14 protein-coding genes are annotated in these 18,533 nt (G+C 63.8%); 7 read left to right on the forward strand and 7 right to left on the reverse strand.

The features are described 5' to 3' along the window. Positions 1 to 183 precede the first annotated feature (183 nt). From OKA05_RS18860 to OKA05_RS18880, 5 genes are all read right to left on the reverse strand, one after another. Positions 184 to 4,062 carry an FtsK/SpoIIIE domain-containing protein gene (locus OKA05_RS18860; protein ID WP_264488739.1) on the reverse strand — a complete coding sequence of 1,293 codons (3,879 nt, stop codon included), beginning with the start codon at positions 4,060 to 4,062 and terminating at the stop codon, positions 184 to 186. Continuing rightward, entirely contained in the window at positions 4,046 to 4,258 is a 213-nt protein-coding gene (locus tag OKA05_RS18865) for a hypothetical protein (RefSeq protein WP_264488740.1), read from the reverse strand. Before OKA05_RS18865 ends, OKA05_RS18860 begins: the two co-directional genes overlap by 17 nt. After that, complete coding sequence (locus tag OKA05_RS18870) at positions 4,255 to 4,782, reverse strand: hypothetical protein (RefSeq protein WP_264488741.1); 528 nt, start codon at positions 4,780 to 4,782, stop codon at positions 4,255 to 4,257. The genes OKA05_RS18865 and OKA05_RS18870 overlap by 4 nt, the downstream gene beginning before the upstream one ends. Positions 4,783 to 4,785: 3 nt before the next feature. After that, positions 4,786 to 5,058, reverse strand: a complete 273-nt coding sequence (locus OKA05_RS18875) for a WXG100 family type VII secretion target (protein ID WP_264488742.1) — start codon at positions 5,056 to 5,058, stop codon at positions 4,786 to 4,788. Between the two features lie 103 nt (positions 5,059 to 5,161). Next, positions 5,162 to 6,241: a substrate-binding domain-containing protein gene (locus OKA05_RS18880; protein ID WP_264488743.1), complete on the reverse strand. Its 1,080-nt coding sequence runs from the start codon at positions 6,239 to 6,241 to the stop codon at positions 5,162 to 5,164. Positions 6,242 to 6,389: 148 nt separating this feature from the next. On the opposite strand from OKA05_RS18880, the gene OKA05_RS18885 reads away from it, so the two are divergent. Beyond that, positions 6,390 to 10,400, forward strand: coding sequence for a beta strand repeat-containing protein (locus OKA05_RS18885; protein ID WP_264488744.1), 4,011 nt, complete (start codon positions 6,390 to 6,392; stop codon positions 10,398 to 10,400). Between the two features lie 326 nt (positions 10,401 to 10,726). On the opposite strand, the gene aat is transcribed toward OKA05_RS18885, so the two are convergent. Continuing rightward, positions 10,727 to 11,371 (reverse strand): leucyl/phenylalanyl-tRNA--protein transferase, encoded by a 645-nt coding sequence (gene aat / locus OKA05_RS18890; RefSeq protein ID WP_264488745.1) that lies wholly within the window; start codon positions 11,369 to 11,371, stop codon positions 10,727 to 10,729. A 107-nt stretch (positions 11,372 to 11,478) separates the two neighbouring features. On the opposite strand from aat, the gene OKA05_RS18895 reads away from it, so the two are divergent. The 6 genes from OKA05_RS18895 to OKA05_RS18920 are packed head-to-tail and all read left to right on the forward strand — an operon-like array spanning position 11,479 to position 16,651. Further along, positions 11,479 to 12,255, forward strand: coding sequence for an Hsp33 family molecular chaperone HslO (locus tag OKA05_RS18895; protein WP_264488746.1), 777 nt, complete (start codon positions 11,479 to 11,481; stop codon positions 12,253 to 12,255). A gap of 6 nt (positions 12,256 to 12,261) precedes the next feature. Beyond that, positions 12,262 to 13,113: a hypothetical protein gene (locus OKA05_RS18900; protein WP_264488747.1), complete on the forward strand. Its 852-nt coding sequence runs from the start codon at positions 12,262 to 12,264 to the stop codon at positions 13,111 to 13,113. A 3-nt stretch (positions 13,114 to 13,116) separates the two neighbouring features. Next, positions 13,117 to 14,022 carry a glucosyl-3-phosphoglycerate synthase gene (locus tag OKA05_RS18905; protein WP_264488748.1) on the forward strand — a complete coding sequence of 302 codons (906 nt, stop codon included), beginning with the start codon at positions 13,117 to 13,119 and terminating at the stop codon, positions 14,020 to 14,022. Beyond that, complete coding sequence (locus tag OKA05_RS18910; RefSeq protein ID WP_264488749.1) at positions 14,019 to 14,465, forward strand: GNAT family N-acetyltransferase; 447 nt, start codon at positions 14,019 to 14,021, stop codon at positions 14,463 to 14,465. The genes OKA05_RS18905 and OKA05_RS18910 overlap by 4 nt, the downstream gene beginning before the upstream one ends. Next, positions 14,462 to 15,931 (forward strand): glycosyltransferase family protein, encoded by a 1,470-nt coding sequence (locus tag OKA05_RS18915; RefSeq protein WP_264488750.1) that lies wholly within the window; start codon positions 14,462 to 14,464, stop codon positions 15,929 to 15,931. The genes OKA05_RS18910 and OKA05_RS18915 overlap by 4 nt, the downstream gene beginning before the upstream one ends. 45 nt (positions 15,932 to 15,976) lie before the next feature. Beyond that, positions 15,977 to 16,651: an HAD family hydrolase gene (locus tag OKA05_RS18920; protein ID WP_264488751.1), complete on the forward strand. Its 675-nt coding sequence runs from the start codon at positions 15,977 to 15,979 to the stop codon at positions 16,649 to 16,651. 81 nt (positions 16,652 to 16,732) lie between these two features. Here OKA05_RS18920 and OKA05_RS18925 read toward each other — a convergent pair whose 3' ends face one another. Further along, on the reverse strand, positions 16,733 to 18,520 hold the full coding sequence (locus OKA05_RS18925; RefSeq protein WP_264488752.1) for a sulfurtransferase: 1,788 nt from the start codon (positions 18,518 to 18,520) through the stop codon (positions 16,733 to 16,735). Between the last annotated feature and the right edge of the window lie 13 nt (positions 18,521 to 18,533).

Below are 18,533 nucleotides of genomic sequence, written 5' to 3' on the forward strand. Positions count from 1 at the left end.
AGATTCCCGTCGTTCGGAAATCACCAATCATCAATCTCCCAATCACCAATCGAAGTGTTTGGAAGAATGAAAAGGCGACGCCTTTGTCGGGAGCTCCACCCGTGGCGTCAGCGGTCCTGCCTCTTCATGCAGTCTGATTGATGATTGGAGGATTGATGATTGGTGATTTGCCTTCCCCTCAGATTACCCCACCGCCCCCAAGGCATTCGGCTTCATCTGCTCGGCCGCTCTCTCCCACCAATCGCCTTCGGGCTCGGCATAGGGACGGAAGGTTTCCGTCGTCCCGTGGGCCTCGTTGTAGAGCAGCGCGCGGTGCAGCCCGAGATTCCCCGCAGCGGGCGAGTCGATGAGGTTGGCTGAGTCGTTCGCGCTCATCTGGAACAACACGCGCATCTCGAACTCCCCCATCACCTTGCGCGGCAGCCAGCGGCCCACGTTGTTCCAGGTATCCACACCCGCGATCAGGTGGATTCCCACTGAACCGCCTTCGCTGGCGAGATCGGCCAGAACCTTCGCCGGATTCGGGCCCGCGGGGCCATCGTCCATCGAGAACAGGAAGTCATCCTCCTGCCGCAGTTTCTTGAACCGCTGCATCCCATGGATCACCACGAAGATCTCCGGTCCGTCGCTTTCACCGGCGCTCCGCTTCGCAAGTTCCGCGGCGAGGTCTCCGAAGGCATCCGCCACACCCGCCGGTCCCACGACTTTCACATCGTGCGGCAGGATGCCGGCGAGTCGCTTCGAAGCACCGCTGCCATCTAGGATCAAGAAACGCCCGCCTTCGGCAGGCAGGCCCGCCGCCAGCGACAGTGTCGCGACTTCCAACAAGGTGGCCACCCGTTCGTCCGACTGACCCACCACCAACAAATGACTGCCACTGCGCCGGGCGAACGGCGCCTCGGTCGGCCCCTTGATCGCATTTGGCTCGCCCAACCATGCCTTGACCTCCGCCGGGCGGGATTGCGGACGCTCGCGCAGCAGTCCGGCGAGTTCGACATTCGCATCGATGTCTGCCGGGGCATTGCCCTCGAAGACCACCGGTGCGGCCGGCTTTCTCCCCTGCTCCGCGGCCAAGTCTGTAATGCGATCCAACAGACGATTCCGCTCGTCCTCCGAAAGCCACACGGTCTGGAAAGGACTGTTCGCCGCGAGCGCGCCAGCGTTGTCGTTGTAGATCCCCTCGCCCGGCCGGGTCAGCAGACGCGGCGCGGGATTGTCGTCATCCATGATCAGGTAGGCATCAGCCTCGTTGCACTGGAGCGCGATGCGCACGACCATCTGCCCGATCGTCGCACGGGCCAACGTGTAGGCACCGCCCAGCGTCTGCGAACCGAGGATCACGTGGATGCCGAAGGCTCGGCCCTGTCTCACGATCCGGTCTAACAAGAGCGATGCCGATTGCGCGACCGCATCGTCCTCGGTGAAGATTTCCTGGAACTCGTCGATCATCAGCAAGGTCCGCGGCAAGGGCTGCCCGGTCGCCTTGCGGTAGCCCGCCACATCCTGCGAGCCGGCCTTGCGGAACAGCTCACCGCGGCGCCGCAGCTCGTCATCCACGCGATGCAGCACGCTGAGACCGAATTCGCGGTCGCTCTCGATCGCCACCACCTTGGCATGCGGCAGGCGCTTGGTGCCGTAGCACTTGAATTCGACGCCCTTCTTGAAGTCCACAAGGTAGAACTCCACCTCATCCGGGCTGCATTGCAGCGCGAGGTTGGTGATCATCACGTGGAAGAGCGTCGATTTGCCCGAGCCCGTCTTACCGGCGATCAGCGCGTGCTGGCGCGTGCCTTTGCCCAGCGCGAGCATCTGGAACTTCTTCGCGCCGCTCCGGCCGATCGGCACCCGCAGCTCATCGCCGGTGCTATTAGACCACCAGTCGCTTTCCGGAGGCGAGATGTGCGAAAACGGAACCTCCACGCGATTCGAGTCGATGCTCGCCTGACCGAGGCGATGGACCAGCGTCGTCTCAAGTTCGCCTTTTGGCGGCGCGGAAAGCACCGCGTGATCCGCCCCTGTGGGCATGCTGGCGAGCCGATAGGCATCGCCGTCCGGGACCAGCCGCAGGCAGGCTTTCTCCAGGGCATCGGCCAAGGGCGCCTCGACCGGCTGCCGCGGATCGCGGTGAATCAACAGATAGACACCGCAGCGCGCACCACTGGTGGCGATGCTCAGCAGGCGTTTCGACGCCGTCTCGCTGAAACCTGCGGGAAAGCCCGAGATCACCACGAAGCGGTGCTTCTCCGCCACGGTGCCCGCCTGCTCGTTGTATTCATCGAGCGTCGCATACTCATTGCGGAGGTACATCTGGATGACCTTCTCGATATGCTCGTTGATCTCCGCGAGCCGCTCCTCGATCTGCGTCGTCTGAGTCCAGATGCGTCCGTGAATGAGCGTCTCCTCATAGTCGCCGAGGTGCATCAAGCCGGCGAAATCCTTTCCGAGTCCCACCGGGTCGATCAGCGTGAAGATCGCTCGCCCTGCCGGATGTGTGGTCAGCACGCGCAGGACGATCTCATTGATCGTCGCCGCCGCTCCGGAAGCATCGCCTTCTAACAAGACCGAGCCGCGATCCGGAAAGCCGAGTGCCAGCGGCACGTCGAAGTCCGCGGGCCCATCGAGCGTGAAACTGGCGTCCTCCGGCATCCCGCCGGCCAAATCCTTGAGCGCAACGTGCAGCTTGCCGAAGGGCACCACGCGTTCGGAGGATTCCGGCGGCGTCCATGTCGAGACCCACTCCGCGCTCCATTCAGGAAAGCGGCCGTCCACTTGCTCACCCAAGCCTAACAATTCGGTGTGAACCGGCCTGACCTGCTCCTCCCACTCCTGGAGCAACTGGTCCACGCCCGCCTGCCGCGTCGCGTCCGCCGCAGCGACCGCCGCGGCATATTCGGATTCCCGGGCGGCATTTTCCGCTCCGGTGTGGGCATTGAGATCGGAGACCGCCTGTTGCATCCGGGCGGCCACATAGGAAAGGTTACGACGGTGCAGCGCTTCGGCTTTCGCGGGCAAGCGGGCGACCTGCGTCTCGATCTTGCGGCGTCCCCGTTGCATCAGATCCTGGCCGATCTCTTCACTGCCACGCAGCGTCTCGCTAAGTCCTTCGCTTTGCTGGGCGACTTCCCTCTTCAGGCTCTCACCGAGTTCCGTGACTTTGGCCTCAGAGACGGCAGCGGCACCAGCGCCGAAGTTTCGCGAGGATTGCAGAGCAACCGCCATCCGGCGCACCGCGGGGAAAAGCAGGATCGTCGAAAGCAAATGCAGCCCGCACGGGATGAGCAGGGCGAGCAGCAGCTTCGGCTCCAGCTCGGCAAAGGCCGCGGCCCGATCCGGCTCGCGGTAGATCAGGTAGCCGAAGACGCCGCCGATCACCAGCAGCACGGCGGTGAGTGGCAGCCAGCGGAACAGCGCCGCCAGCGGATTCCGCTTCAACCCGGCGAGCTGATCACCCGCGGCCTCACGATACTGCTGGCTCTCGCTCCGCAGGGTTTCGCGGTCCTTGCTGGTGTCGGGCTGCTCGCCTTTGACGAACTTGCCCTTCCGCAGCATTAGGCTGAACCACGGCTGAAAGCCCCGCAACACCCTGACCGCGGCACGTGCGCTCGCAGCCGTCCCCTCGAGGTCCGCCGCGATTCCCTGGGCGAACTCGCGGTGATCCTGCCGGGCACGTTCCCAGAGTTCCTTCGCTTCCTCCTTGCTGCGCATCGTTTGCGCCTGGCGCTGGCCCACCTGGCGATCCTTCTCGGAGCGCACCCGCCTTGCCAGACCCGCATGAGCGGATTGGGCGGCGCGGGTCATCCGGCTACGACGGGCCTCGTACTTCAGCACCTCGGCTTCCTGCTCGGAATCCGACTGCACCATCAGTCGCTGCTGCCGGGCGGCGCGGTCAGCCTCACCCGCTTCGCGACGGGCGCTCGAGTGACGCCTGGCTGCCAGCACGCTCGCAGCGTGGGTGCGGGAAAGCGCGGCCTCGCGTCCGGCGATGGACGAAACGGCAGCTTGCAGCCGCAGCAGGAGCTCGCGGACGCGCTCGGGGTGCAGGGGGTCAATCACAGTCGGCATGGAGTTTGGAAAGCAGGGCATCGAGTTCCTCGATCACCCGCGTGGCGGTGGCGACGGCCTGCGGCAGGCCGGCGAGGAACTCTTTTTCGAAGTCAATGGCCTTGGCATCGCGCCACGACGCGCGGGTCTCTTCCCAGCGCATGAATAGCTCGCGGTTAGCCTCATTGAGGAGCGACTTGCTGGCACCCAGGCTCATGGTGGTGGTTCAGTGGTGGTTTCGCCGCCGCCCGTCACCTCGCGCGGCGGGGCGTGGACTTCGGCGTAGTCTTGCAGCAGGCGGACCGAATTGGAAAGCGACACCACCGCCTTGGGCATCTGCCGGGAAAGCGTGTCGTGCAGGCTTTCGAGCTGCTTGGCGAGCGTCTCGACCCGCCCGTCGTAAGTCTGTCGCCAGCGCTTGAGCACGGCGAGCTTCTCCTCGGCTTCCACGAGAGATCGCCGGGCCTTGTTGACCGCCATCTGCTGGGCAGTCTTGTCGTTGCGCATGGACGACATCCGCGCGCTGTACAGTTCCTGCTCCGCCTGCTCCAGGATCCGGCTACGACGGCGGAATTCGCCTTCCCATTTCTGGCGCTGCTCGGTCTCCAGCCAGCCGCGGGTGCGCTTGACCTCCCCGGTCACGTCGTCGAGCGCGCGCCGTCCCCGTTCCGTATAGCGGATCAGCGCCGCCCGGAATCCTTCCAAAGCGCCGATCGATCCCACCCGTGCCTGGCTATCCATGAATCAGCGCTGGTCGAGGTACTGCTGGATGCGGTCCGCCTTGCGCAGCAGGTAGGGCCCGTGCTGGTCGGAGAGTTCGATGAAGCGCTTCATCGTCTTCATCATCTGGAGAAACTCCGCGGAAAACTTCTCGTGCTCCTGGTCCTGCCAACTGTCGCCCAGCGCGGCGAAACGGGACATCAGCGAGGTGGTGCGCTCCTTCACATCATTATTGAAGCGCTTCAATTCCGCGGCGAAGCGGCGGACTTCCTCAGGATCGATGATCGCTTGCGACATGACGGCAATTTCCGGTGGGGTTTGCGAGAGGTCGAGGAATTACCCGCAGCGTCGTGCGGGAAATTTCACCTGCACGGGGAAACCCCGCAGTCCGGCGCAGGTTTCACCCCTTCGGCGCGGCCAGGCTTTCGCCCGGAAACCAGTCCGCCGCGAAGTAGCGGTTCCCGGTCGCCGACTCGTCCAGCATCCACTCCACCACCTCCTTCGCCATCGTTTCCAACGGCTGGCGAAAGTGCGCGGGAGCCGGCCGGTACCACGTCATGACCGGATCCTCCGAGAGCACGATCATCGACAGGTCATCCGGCACTTTCAGCCCCAGATCGCGAAAGACACAGGCCGCAGCGAGGAACTCCCGCCAATCAAAGAAGATCCACCCCGTGGGCGAATGGCTGCGCAGGGCTTGCAGCACCATGGCCTCGATCACGGATCCACCCTGGTAGGAAGATTCCGGAACCAAGTCCTTGGTTTGCCCCTTCACGCCCAACGCCCGCAGCGGCTGCGCCACCGCCTGCCGCACCGCTTTCACCGTGCTCGCCGGGCGGTTGCACATCGGCAGGAAGAGCCGCCGGTGGCCAAGTGCGAGCAGTTCCGCAACGGCGTGACTCACCATGTCCACGGAGCGCACCGCGAACATCGTCACTTCCTTTCCTTCCGTGGCCCCGCCCACGAAAAGCGTCCGTAGTTTCCGCTGTGTCGCCCATTTCGCCAGGGCCGGGCGCCCCCCCCACGCGATCATCGCATCCGGCCGCTCCGCCTCCATCATGCGATCCCACTGGTTGCTGCGATTTTCCGAGTAACCGAACGCCAGCACCCGATGGCGGACCTGCCAACCTGCGCCGGCAAGCATCTGCTGGAGAAACGACGTCATATCCGTGATTCCGTGGGTCGCCTTGTCCACGCCCACCGCCGTGACGAACCACAGGATCCGGTCAGGCCGGTCCAGCAGCTCCCGTGGGCCGGTTTCCGCGACGACTTCCATCCGTCGCCGCGGGCCGCCAGCCGTCACCAATCCTTCAGCCACCAAGGTCTTCAGGGCATCGGCCACCGTGGGCGGGCTCACCCCGAGCGCCTGCGCCAAAACCCGCAGGCCCGGCAGCGTCTTGCCGAATTGCCCGCCAAGGATTGCCGCCCGTAGCTCCCGCTCCGCCTCCGCAGCCAACGTGTGCTTCCTGACCGCTTTCATCACGTTCTCAAAATCTGTCGAACTTGTCTGACAGAAGTTAAACCGCTTCAAGCGAGAAGCCGACCTTGAAAAAGATGTCAGACAGCTTACGGCTCGCCGCGTTGACCTCGAAGCACGTTTTCCGTGCGAAAAACCACGTATTGATGCCATGACCTCGACCAAATTCTCGATCCTTCTTCCCCTCGCCCTACCCGCAGCCCTGCTGGGCCAAGCCGGCGCTGTTGATATCAATGCCGTTACCAACGGCGACTGGATGGCCGCCGCCACTTGGTCCGATAATGCGGTCCCCGTAGCAGGCAATGCCTACTTCGTCCCTAACGCCATCGCGATCGATGGCGATGCCCGCACCACCAACCAAGGGAGTTCCACCCGCGCCTTTGATGGTGGCTCGCTGACGATCCAGAACGGCGGCACGCTTTTTCTGGATTCCATCCATAACTCCAGCTTCCCGACGTGGACCTACACCATCCCCAGCCTGACCCTGCAGGATGGCTCCAGTGTCCAAGTCCGCGGCGGTGCCGGGACCAACTTCACCCTCACCAATGGCTTCGCGGTGGCCCCCTCCTCCACCGTCACGATCAACCATTCCGTTGGCAACTATGACCAGCGCCTCACCCTCGGCGCGATCACCGGCCCGGCCACCGCCACCATCCAGATCATCGCCAGCCAGTTTTCCACGAACAGCGGAGGCAACAGCAAGGACAACTATGCCAACGTCGCCAGCAGCGCCTACGCCGGCAATTGGTTCCTCGACTCCACCGCCACGATGGCCGAGCGCAATGTCCGCCTTCGCGCCGACGCTCTCAATGCCCTCGGCACCGGCACGGTGACGGTGGGCCGCCAGGCGATCCTTGAAAGCAATGCCACCGGGGCCTTCGACAGCCTCTCCGGGATCACACTCCAGAACGACAAGTCCCAGCTCAAATTCAACAACCGCGACTGGAGCGCGCCCGCTGCCGGACTCACCGTGACGAACGGCACTGCCGCCGTCGGCACCGCCCACCTTTCCCTTGGCACGATCAATCAAGCCGGGGGAGCCATCAACCTCACCGTGGGTGGCACCAAGGACGGCAAGCTGATCACCACTGGCAACGCGGACTTTACTGGCGGGGCGATCAACCTCACCCACGCCAGCAATCCCGCGGGAAAATCCTTCGACGTCGTTACCTACGGTGGCACCCTCGTCACGGCTCCCTTCATTGATACCGGAGATACCGGAAGAGTCGTCGCCACCGTGAACAACGGCAGCGGCACCAACGGCAAGGTCACCGTTTCCTTCGCCGGAGTTCCGGTCAGCCTCACCTGGCTCGGCAATGAAACGGGCTTTGAAAACGACTGGGACAGCAACGTCGCCCTCAACTGGAACAACGGCGGCAGCCCCGACAAGTTCCGCAACTACGACCATGTCACCTTCGGCAACACCACCGGCTCGACCACTCCCAACGTGATCGGAACGCTGCTGCCCGGCTCGATGATCTTCAACCACAGCACCAACGACTACACGCTCGGCGGCATCGGCTCGCTCGGCGGCACCGGCACGCTTTCCAAGTCCGGCACCGGCATGCTGACCATCAACACCGCCAACACCTTTAGCGGCGGCTCCACCATCAATGACGGCAGGGTCCGCCTCGGCAGCAACACCGCACTCGGCACCGGCCCCCTCACGATCAATGGTGGCTCGATCTCCAGCAACGGCACCACCGCGCGCTCTCTCGCAGTCCCGGTGGCGATCAATGCTTCCGTGACACTGGGCGACGTGACCGACAACGGCGGCCTGTCCTTCACAGGAGTCATCACCGACGGAGCCGGCTCGTTCGCGATCGCCAAACAGGGCGCGGGAGCTCTCACGCTCACCGGAGCAAATACCTACGACGGCGGCACCACCATGAGCGCCGGCAAGATCCGCGTCGGCAACAATGCCGCGCTCGGTACCGGCCCCCTGACCATGAACGGCGGGGGCTTGAGCAGTGACAGCGGCACCGCCCGCACGCTGGCCAATGCCGTGACCATCGGCAACAGCTTCAGCCTCGGCAATCTCACCGACACCGGTGCGGTCAACCTTTCCGGGCCGATCACCCTCGCCGGAAACGCCACCATCAACGCCGAAAGCGCGGCGGAAATGACCTTCAGCAACGTGATCAGCGGCACCGGCAACCTCGCCTACAATCGCGACGCCGCCAACCCGACCGCCCGGCTGAATCTGAACAACACCGGGAATACCTTCACCGGCAACCTCACGATCACCTCCGGTCGCCTGCGCTTCGCAGCCGGTGCCAGCAGCGATGGCTCGTTTGGCAACACCACCAACAAGATCATCTTCGACGGCACCCCGGTCGACACCTTCAACAACAACGAAGGCACCGCCAGCCTCCAGCAGTCCACCGGTGCTGCGGGCACCATCGGCGCGACCCGCGAGGTCATTATCAATGAAGGGAAGGAAGGAACCTTCACCACCTGGGGCAGCCAGACCTTCACCGTGAATGCACCGGTCACCGGTGCCGGACGCCTCCGCAAGGACGACGTCGGCACCCTGCTGCTCACCGGAAACAACACCTACTCCGGCGGCACCCGGAATACCAATGGCATCATCCGCGTCACCAACAACAGCGGTCTCGGCACCGGCGACGTGACCATCGGTGCAGTCAATAACACCCTGACCGCCCGGGTCGACCTCGAAGGCGTCACCGTCCCGAACAACTTCATCCTGAGCTCTGCCGGCCTGACCGGCTTCCTCGGCCCGGTCGTCGCAGCGGGTGGCTCGGCGTCCACGATCAATGGCAACGTCACCATCTCCTCCGGCGTCGGTAACGGCGGTCACATCGCCACCACCGGCACCGGTTCCAGCCTGCGGATCAACGGGCAGATCATCGTGCTGAACGGGGTCGTCCCGAATATCCGCGCTGGCACCGTCATCCTCGCCGGTGGCGGCACTTACCCGCGCCTGGACCAAGGTCAGGACACGATCCGTCTCGGGGCGAACAATGGCATCAGCAGCGTCGCCCAGCTCCGGCTGGCGATCTCCGCGGCTGGCACCCTCGACCTGAATGGCTTCAATCAGACGCTGTCCCAGCTTAACCGTGCCACCACTTTCGCCGCCACGGTCACCAACTCCGCCGCCACTCCCTCCGTGCTGAGTATCGATGGCACCACCGACCACTCCTACAACGGTGCCATCAACAACGGCACTGGCGGCTTGTCCCTCGTGAAGAAGGGATCCAGCACCTTCACCTTGGCCGCTGCCACCACCTACACCGGCGGCACCTCGGTCGAAGGAGGCACCCTCAGGTTCAATGCGGCAACCGGCAACGGTCCGGTCACCGTGACCTCCACCGGCACGCTCGGCGGCACCGGCCCCATCAGTGGCGCGGTCGCCGTCAGTGGCACCCTTGCTCCCGGAAACTCGGCCGGCACCCTTTCGGCAACCAGCTCCGTCACCTTCGGCCCCGGCTCCGCCTACGCGTGGGAAGTCGCCGACTGGACCGGCGTTGCGGGCACCGGCTGGGACTTGTTGAATGCGGCCAATCTGGCCTTCACCGCGACCCCGGCCAGCAAGCTGACCATCGTCGTTTCGGGAACCGCTGCTAATTTCACCGAGGGGCCCAAGACCTTCGTCATCGCCAATTCGACCAACGCCATCACCGGCTTCGACCCGGCCGCCATCCTGGTCCAAGCCCCGGGCTTCACCGGCACCGGCTCCTGGTCGGTTCAGGCCACCGCGAATTCCCTCTCGCTGGTCTATGCCCCCGGCACCGGCAATCCCTTCAGCACCTGGGCCAGCGCCAACGGCGTCCCGGCCAACCCCGCCCTCGACTCCGATGGCGACGGCATCGCGAACGGCATCGAATTCGTCATCGGAGGCAACCCCGCTCCCGGTGCCGGTTCGAACTCCAACGGGCTGCTGCCAACCATCACCACCGACGCCACCTACCTGAACTTCACCTACCGCCGCACCGATGCTGCCGCCTCCATGCCCTTGGCCCAGCAGCCCTACGTGCAGTATGGCAGCACCCTGGCGGGATGGACCAAGGCCGAGCACAACACGAATGGAGTGCTCATCAGCGAGGTCGACGGCACGCCGGATCTCGTCACGGTCAAGATCCCGCGCGCGCTCACCGGGAGCGGCAAGCTCTTCGCACGCCTGCGGGTTGACCTTGAATAAGGATTCCTCCGAGGTCTGAGAGGGACAGAGAACGCCGCGTGGAGGGGTCTGCGCGGCGTTCGTATTTCCCGGGAGCGTATTTCCCGGGAGCGCCGGTCTTCAGACCGGCCTGAATGGTCCCCCGATGCCGCTATTCACAACGGCTCGAATGGTCCCTCGACGCTGGTATTGAAACGGCACTCCAGGGCTCCTCCCCTCGGCCTTCATGCCTTGGGCTGGTCACGGGGACCACTCAAGCCGGTCTGAAGACCAGCGGTCCCGGGTTCTCCTCAGGCCCTCACGCCCTGGGCAGATCCCCGTATCGCCCGCTAATTTCAAACCGCCCCTCACGCCTCCGGCCCGAGCTTGGGAGGATGGAATCCCTCCTCCAGCGAGCCGATCGCCACCCGCAGCCGCCGCTGATACTCGTCCCGCGGGATTTCCTGCCCGCCGAAGCGGCGCAGGTGCTCGGTCAGCCATTGCGTGTCTAACAAAACGAACCCCCGCGCGCGGAGTTCCTCGACCAGCGCCACGAGCGCCACCTTCGAGGCGTCCGTCTTGCGGGAAAACATGCTTTCGCCAAAGAACGCCCCTCCGAGGGCCACACCGTAGAGCCCCCCTTGCAGGCCCTCGGCATCGTGCACTTCCACCGAGTGCGCATAGCCCAACCGGTGCAGCAGGCAGTAGCTCTCCAGAATCGTCGCATCGATCCACGTCCGCTCGCGGGAAGCGCAGCCCTGCATGGTCCCGCGGAAGTCGGAGTTCCACTTCACTTCGAAGGGCGACTTTTTCATCGAGCGCTTTAGCCCGTGCGGCACGTGGAAACCGCCGTCCAGCGGGATGATGCCGCGCATCAACGGCGAAAACCACGTCAGCTCCCCCGCGTCGGCCATCGGGAAAACTCCTTGGGCATAGGCGCCTAGCAGCACCTGGGGCGGGATGATTTGGGCTGGCGGGAATCCGGACACGCGACGCTGCGCAATCTGTCCCATGCCCTGCCCTAGCTCAAACCCATTTCTCAGAAGTCACGTGAAGCTTACGAAAGAACCGGGAAATTTCGGGTTTGGACTCCGGCCCACACCGCCCCTACCCTTCCACCGTGTCCGAACCGGAGCAGGTCAGTATCGAGGAGTATGTCAGGGTCGAATCGATTTTCGTCCGTCGCCGCAACGCCTTGATCCTACGTGCGCAATTCGCGCCAATCTACACCGACTACTACCTGCACCTGATGCAGCACGGCATCCGCCATCCCGCGGAGCTGGACCAGATGCTCAAGGACTTCCTCGCGGGCGTGACCCTCCATGCCGTCGCCCGGCCGTGGGCGGAATCGATCGCTTGGACCGTAAACCTGCGTGCCCCGCGGGTGAATGTCTTCGTCACCGCCGGCTCCGCCGAGGAGGCCGTCGTCGGTCGCCTTTTCACCGAGGATGTGCGCGAGCCGGACCGCCACTACTTTTACTCCCAGACGACCACGCGCCACCAGCCCGAGCCACGGCTCTCCACCCTGGAGGTCGATGACCGCGATCCCTGCCACTGGGTCGAGCGCTACTACGAGCAGTCCGAGCAGCGCCCGGCGCGGATGTTCCGCCACGACGACGAAGTCTTCACGCTCGTCACCGCCCAACCGGATTGCGACGAGGAATGGCTCGCCGCCCTCGACGCCGATCAAGTCGCGCGGATCGAGGAAACGGAGGAGACGAGCCTGTTAGAAACCCGGCGCTTCCACTTCCACTGCGGCTGCACGCTCGGGAAAATCCTGCCCGTTCTCGGCTCATGGCGGGAGCGGAAGGACGACCTCTTCGAAGACGCCGACGTGATCACCGTCCAGTGCCCCCGCTGCGCGGCGAGATACCGGGTGACGCGGGATATGATCTGATTCAAGATGCTCCGCGCAGGTCCACCATCGCCGATTTCCGAGAGCACCCTCGCGATCCTGGAGGAAGCCAAGAGGAAGCGGCATCTTTCCCTGCGGACCAACCGGTATGCACAAACACTCGGCTGGCTCCTTACCCTTCTTTTTCCGGTTGCGGCGATCCTCACGAGCTATATTGGAGGGGAAGCCGAAGGTTTGGGGCTGCTGCTTCTTATCTTTGTGGTGCCGGGCATTTTGATCCTGCGGGGCTCCATTCCCGCCCTGCGCTTCGTTTTCTCGCTACTTCTCTTTTTTCTGCTCGTGCGCGGAGCCTACCTCGCTCCCACCATAATCGCTGGAGTTCCCATCACGGTGAATGACCGGTGGATCTACTGGAGGGACCCGGAGTACTGGCAACTGGTGATGCTCCCGTTTGCGTATCTTTTAACCTGCTTTGTGCTGGCCATCCTTGCTTATCGGAAAAGTGAACTTCGGATCTGGAGCCGGTCGACTTGCCTCATGACCGGAATTCCGGTGGTCATCGCACTGGCGGTCTTTTGCGTGGAGTGGCGAAAGGACGCCAAGGTCCGACGAGACTACCGGCGGGAACTCGATCTTGTGAGAGCTTTCGCGAGGTCCGAGCAGGCTCTTCTCAAGTCGAGCAAGGAACATGAAACACTGCATCGCGAGGTCGAAGCGAATCCCATGATCCGCGAATTGAATGTCCGAAGAACTGCAATCGACCCTTTTTTCCTCGTCGGGTCCTTGAATGCGCCGAGGTTGGCGGGCAAACGTTATCACGGCTATTCCGAGTGGATACCCATGCCAACCGGAGGGCACCGAAAGATGTCAGTCCATGCTGTGATCGGAACAGAATCCTGAACGATGCCCCGCACCTTACACCACCGCGATTTCGCCGACTTGCCCGCCCTTGTCGAGGCGAAGGAGGCAGCCGGGCTGAAGGTGTCGCTCTGCATCCCCACGCTCAATGAGGAAGGCACCATCGCCCGCGTGGTCTCGGTGCTGAAAGCCGCGCTTTTCGATGAGCACCGGCTGCTCGACGAACTGGTCGTGATTGACTCCGGCTCGACGGACCGGACCCGCGCCTTGGCGGCCGAGGCGGGAGCCGAGGTGATCCTAGCTTCGGACATCCTCCCCTTTCAAGGCCCACGCACCGGCAAGGGCGAGAACCTCTGGAAAGCCGTCTATCAGCTCACCGGCGACATCCTCTGCTTCGTCGATGGGGACATAGGTAACATCCACCCGCGCTTCGTCTACGGCACGGTCGGGCCGTTGATCCGCCACGCGGACCTCGGATATGTGAAAGGCTTCTACGAGCGCCCGCTGCTCGCCGCGGAGGGCGTCGATCCCCGCGGCGGCGGGCGGGTGACTGAAATTCTCGTGCGACCCCTGTTGCAACGCTTTTGCCCGGAACTGGCCGGCCTTCACCAGCCATTGGCGGGCGAGTATGCGGCGCGGCGCGAGCTGCTGGAGCAGTTCGCAATGCCCACTGGCTACGGGGTGGAACTCGCCCACTTGCTAGACTGTCACCGGCTCCACGGCATCGGCACCATCGGCCAGACCGACCTCGACGAGCGCATCCACCGCAATCGCTCGCTGGCCCAACTCGGCCGGATGTCCGGGGAAATCCTCGACGCGTTTTTCGCCCGGGCCGGAGGCACTGGCCTTCAGAGCGGACCCAACCCGCAGGAACGTCCTCCCATGATTTCGCTGCCGGAGTATCGCGAACGCTTCCCTGCCGCGGCTGAGCGCGCTAGGAAGACGGCGTGACCCCGCCGGAGATCCGTGAACTCGTCGCCGAGGACATTCCCGCCGCCACCGCTTTGCTGGCGCATTTGAACCCGAATGTTCCGCCGGAAGTCGTGCAGCAACGCTTCGCGACCATCCTCGCCGAGCACCCGCACTACCACGCCTTCGGAGCCTTTCTAGACGGGAAGCTCGTGGCCCTCGCCAGCGCTTGGATCGCTACCAAGGTCTGGTGCGGACGCTACCTGGAAGTCGACAACATCGTGGTGGATCCCGAAATCCGCTCGTCGGGCCTTGGGACCGCCTTGATCCAGCATCTCGAGGCATTCGGGCGCGAGAAGGACTGCAATCTCGCCGTGCTCGACAGCTACACGTCGAACCACGCTTCGCACCGCCTCTACCACCGCCTCGGCTTCGAGATCTGGGGCTTCCACTTCGTCAAACCCTTCGGCCCGCTCGATCGATGACCCCTCCGTTTTCCGTCGCCATCGTCCACTATCACCTCCACCGCGGCGGGGTGACGCGCGTCATTCACACGGCGTCACGCTGTCTCACCGAGCTCGGGATTCGTCACGTGATCCTGAGCGGGGAGCCGGACGAAAGCGGCGCGAGCTTGCCAGTGCGGGTAATCGAGGGCCTCCGCTACCACACGGACCCCGGCGGGCCGCAAGCCCGGCAGCTTGTGAAGGAAATGCGGGCCGCCGTGGCCGACGCCCTCGGCCCCGCTCCAGTGGTCTGGCATTTCCACAATCATTCGCTCGGCCGCAACACGGTCATCGCAGATGTCGTGGCGCAGCTCGCCGAGGCGAGCGAAGCGATGGTCCTGCAATTCCACGATCTCGCCGAAGACGGCCGCCCGATCAACTACCCGGTCATCGCCGACGCCGAGCTGCTTTACCCGCACTCGCCGCGGATCAAACACGCCTTCCTCAACTCCCGCGACCGCCGCCATTTCCTCGCCGCTGGGCTGCCTGCCGAGCATTCGGTGCTGCTGCCGAATGCCATCACCCCGCCGGCCACGGTGAAGCCACTGGAAAAGAAGGCCGACAGCGCGCTCGTGCTCTACCCCGTCCGCGGCATCCGGCGGAAGAATCTCGGCGAACTCTTCCTGCTCGCGGCCCTGTCGCCGAAGGGCACCCGCTACGCCGTCAGCCTGGCACCCGATGCCGAGCGCTGGATGGCAGTCTATGACGAGTGGCGCGCCTTCGCCACCGATACCGGACTCCCGGTGCTGCTCGATGTCGTCGAGCGGCTATCACCGGGGCCAAGAGCCCCGAAGACGTTCGCAAGCTGGCTGAGGCACTCAACGCACTGCATCACCACGTCCGTCGCCGAAGGCTTCGGCCTCGGCTTCCTGGAACCGGTCACGCTCGGCAAGCCGCTGTTAGGCCGTAACCTGCCAGCGGTGACGAATGACTTCTCCGAAGCCGGCATCGTGCCCGGCCGGCTTTACGACCGGCTGCTGGTGCCGGTGGAATGGGTCGGCCGCGAGACCTTGCGGCAACGCTTGATCCGCAGCCTGCGCACCACGCTGGAAAGCTACGACCAGCCGATGTCAAACGAGCATCTGGAGCGTTCCTTCGCGGCCATGCTCCACGACGGCCATCTCGACTTCGGCAACTTGCCAGAAGACCTCCAGCGCCAAGTCATCCACCGCCTCCTGGCCGGCGATGGCACCGACAAAATCCTGGTGGAGATCCGCGCCGAAACACAACCAGCGCGAGCATGGCTGCGACGCACGCTGAAGCTCACCGAGCCGACCGCCAAGCCCGGCGACCTGCTGCCCTACTCCACCGACACCTACGGCTCGCGCTTGAAAAAGCTCTACGCCGAGCTGATCCAAGAGAAGCCCACGGCACCGGAAGAAGTGCCCAAGCACAAGATCCTCGCCGGCTACCTGAAGCCAGGATCGTTTCACTTCTTGCTCTCCTAACGTGGTCCGCACACTCCGTGTGCGGCAGCCGGAAGCACCCCGCGCATGCCCTTTTTTCATCGAACGCCCCGCGCCATTCTCTTCGACATCTACGGCACCTTGCTCAAATCATCGGCAGGTGAAACGCATCCCGATCCGGCATTGCGGGCCTTGATTGAAAGAGCCCACGCCGCATCCCCTCATCCCTTTCCGGAAGTGGACATCCGCGAAATCCACGCGGCGAAGCACCCCGGGCTTTCTCCTTCAGAAGTCGAGCAACTCGCGATGGAGCATGAGCAGGCGGTCAATCCCGTGAGTGCCATGCCCGGCGCAGTGGAAACGCTCCGTGAGCTTTCATCTCGCGGGATTCTGTTAGGACTCGTATCCAATGCCCAGTTCTACACTGTGCCGGTGATGGCGACCTGTCTTGGCAGTCCGCTCGCAGACTTCGGAATCGATCCCGAACTCTGTGTCTTCTCTTACCTCGAACATCGTGCGAAACCCGACCCACATTTGTTCGAGCTCGCAAGGGAGCGCCTCCGCGCGCGCGGCATCCAGCCAAGCGAAGCGCTCTACATCGGCAACGACGTGCGGAACGACATCGAGCCGGCGAATGCCACCGGTTTTCGCACGGCTTTGTTTACTGGCGATGAAGCCTCCCTGCGGCTTCGCGGAAAAAGCCTCGATGAATGCGGGGCCGACGCCGTGATCTCCTATTTGCTCGAGCTCTGCCGCATGTAGCAGAACGGCTGCGCCGTTCTGGCTGGGCGAGCGGTGCCGAAAATCGTCACGATGAAGTTGGTGCGGACTGAAGCCGCCCCACTACTTGAACAAAGCCCACGCAGGAGCCGCAGCCGTAAAGTCACTCCACTGACGCGACAGCGGATGCACGAATCCAATCTTCCAAGCGTGCAACTGCATCGGCGGATCCTCCACCGACAGGGTCTGCGTGCCACCGCGCTTCCCCTCCGGCAAATACACCGGATCCCCGACAATGGGATGCCCGGCATGCCACAGGTGAATGCGGATCTGATTGGTCCGCCCCGTCAACGGTCGCACCTCTAACAAGGCCGTTCCATCATCGTCGCGTTGAATCACCCGGAACGCCGTCTTCGACTCCAGTCCCTCTTCTGCAATCTCCCGCGCACCAGCCTCGCAGGCATCTTCCGAAATCGCAGCGTCCACCGTGAACTCATCCGCCACCGGATGCCCGTGGACACGGGCGAGATAAACCTTCTCCACCTCACCCCGCGAGAATTGCGGCTGAAGCAGCTTGGCGAAATGCCGGGTGCGTGCGCAGACCACCACCCCGCTGGTATTCGCATCCAGGCGGTGCGCCGGCCGCGGCTTCTCCGGGTGCCAGGCCTCGTGCAGGAAATGAACGAGCGTGTTGCGATGAAAGCGACCGCACGAATGCATCGGCAGCGGCGCGGGCTTGTTCAGCACCACGATCGCCGCGTCCTCGTGGAGCACTTCGATGGCGACATTCACGCCCGGCTCGATGGTGCCGGGGAACACTCGTATCCATTCTTCACCGGCACGGACGACTTGATCGGGTGATGCCGGGCGTCCTTGCGGATCAAATACGCCACCATTACCTAACAGCTCTTTCCAATCGAAATCCGCGTGGGCGAACACGCTCTCGAGCATCTCAAGAATCGTCTTTCCATCCTGCTCGCCCGGAATGCGGATCGGCCGGCGGTTCTCGTAGGAAACGCTCCCCGGCAGCGGATTCGTCACGCGCTCCAATGCCTCATGTCGCGCGGCGATGCGCTCCTTTATCTGCTCGGCATCCGACTTGTAGCAGTGCGGGCACGACACGTTTGCCACGTGGCGCGGATCTTCCTGCTCCTCCGAAGTGAGCGGTGTCTGGCAGGCGAAGCAAACCGCAGAGCCAGTTTCGCTCAACGCCGGATCAACCCCCACGCGCTGGTCGAAGACGAAGCACTCGCCATCATAGTGATCGCCGCCGACTTCCTCGAAGTATTTCAGGATGCCGCCCTCAAGCTGATAGACCTCGCGGAAGCCGGCCTGCTCCATGAATGGCGCGGCTTTCTCGCAACGAATGCCCCCGGTGCAAAACGTCACCACCGGCGCGTCCTTCATCTCCGGCGGCAGCTTGGCCACCGCCTCGGGGAAATGGCGGAAGTGATCGATGCCCGCCGTGATCGCATTGCGGAAGGTGCCGAGCTTCACCTCGTAGTCGTTGCGGGTATCGTAAAGCACGACCGGCTTGCCCTCATCGAGCCACTGCTTGAGCTGCTTCGCCTCGATCCGCGGCGAGGTGTAGGTCGAGGGATCGATGCTCTCGATGCCGAAGGCGATGATCTCCTTCTTCAAGCGCACCAGCATGCGGGAGAACGGTTGATCATCGCTCACGCTGTATTTCGGGGCCAAGTCCTCGAGCCCCGGCAGCGCCCGCAGCACTCCCAAGAGATCCTCCACGGCGTCCGCAGATCCGGCCACGAAAAGATTGATGCCTTCCGGGGCCAGCAGGATGGTACCCTTGAGCGAGCGTTCCTTGCAAAAGGCGATCAGGCGTTCGCGCAAGGCCTTGAGCCCGTCCATGCGGGCGAAGCGGTAGGCGGCGATGTTCGTGACGGCGGGCACGCCGGGACCGTGA

The sequence above is a fragment of the Luteolibacter arcticus genome (assembly GCF_025950235.1).
GTDB lineage: Bacteria > Verrucomicrobiota > Verrucomicrobiia > Verrucomicrobiales > Akkermansiaceae > Haloferula > Haloferula arctica.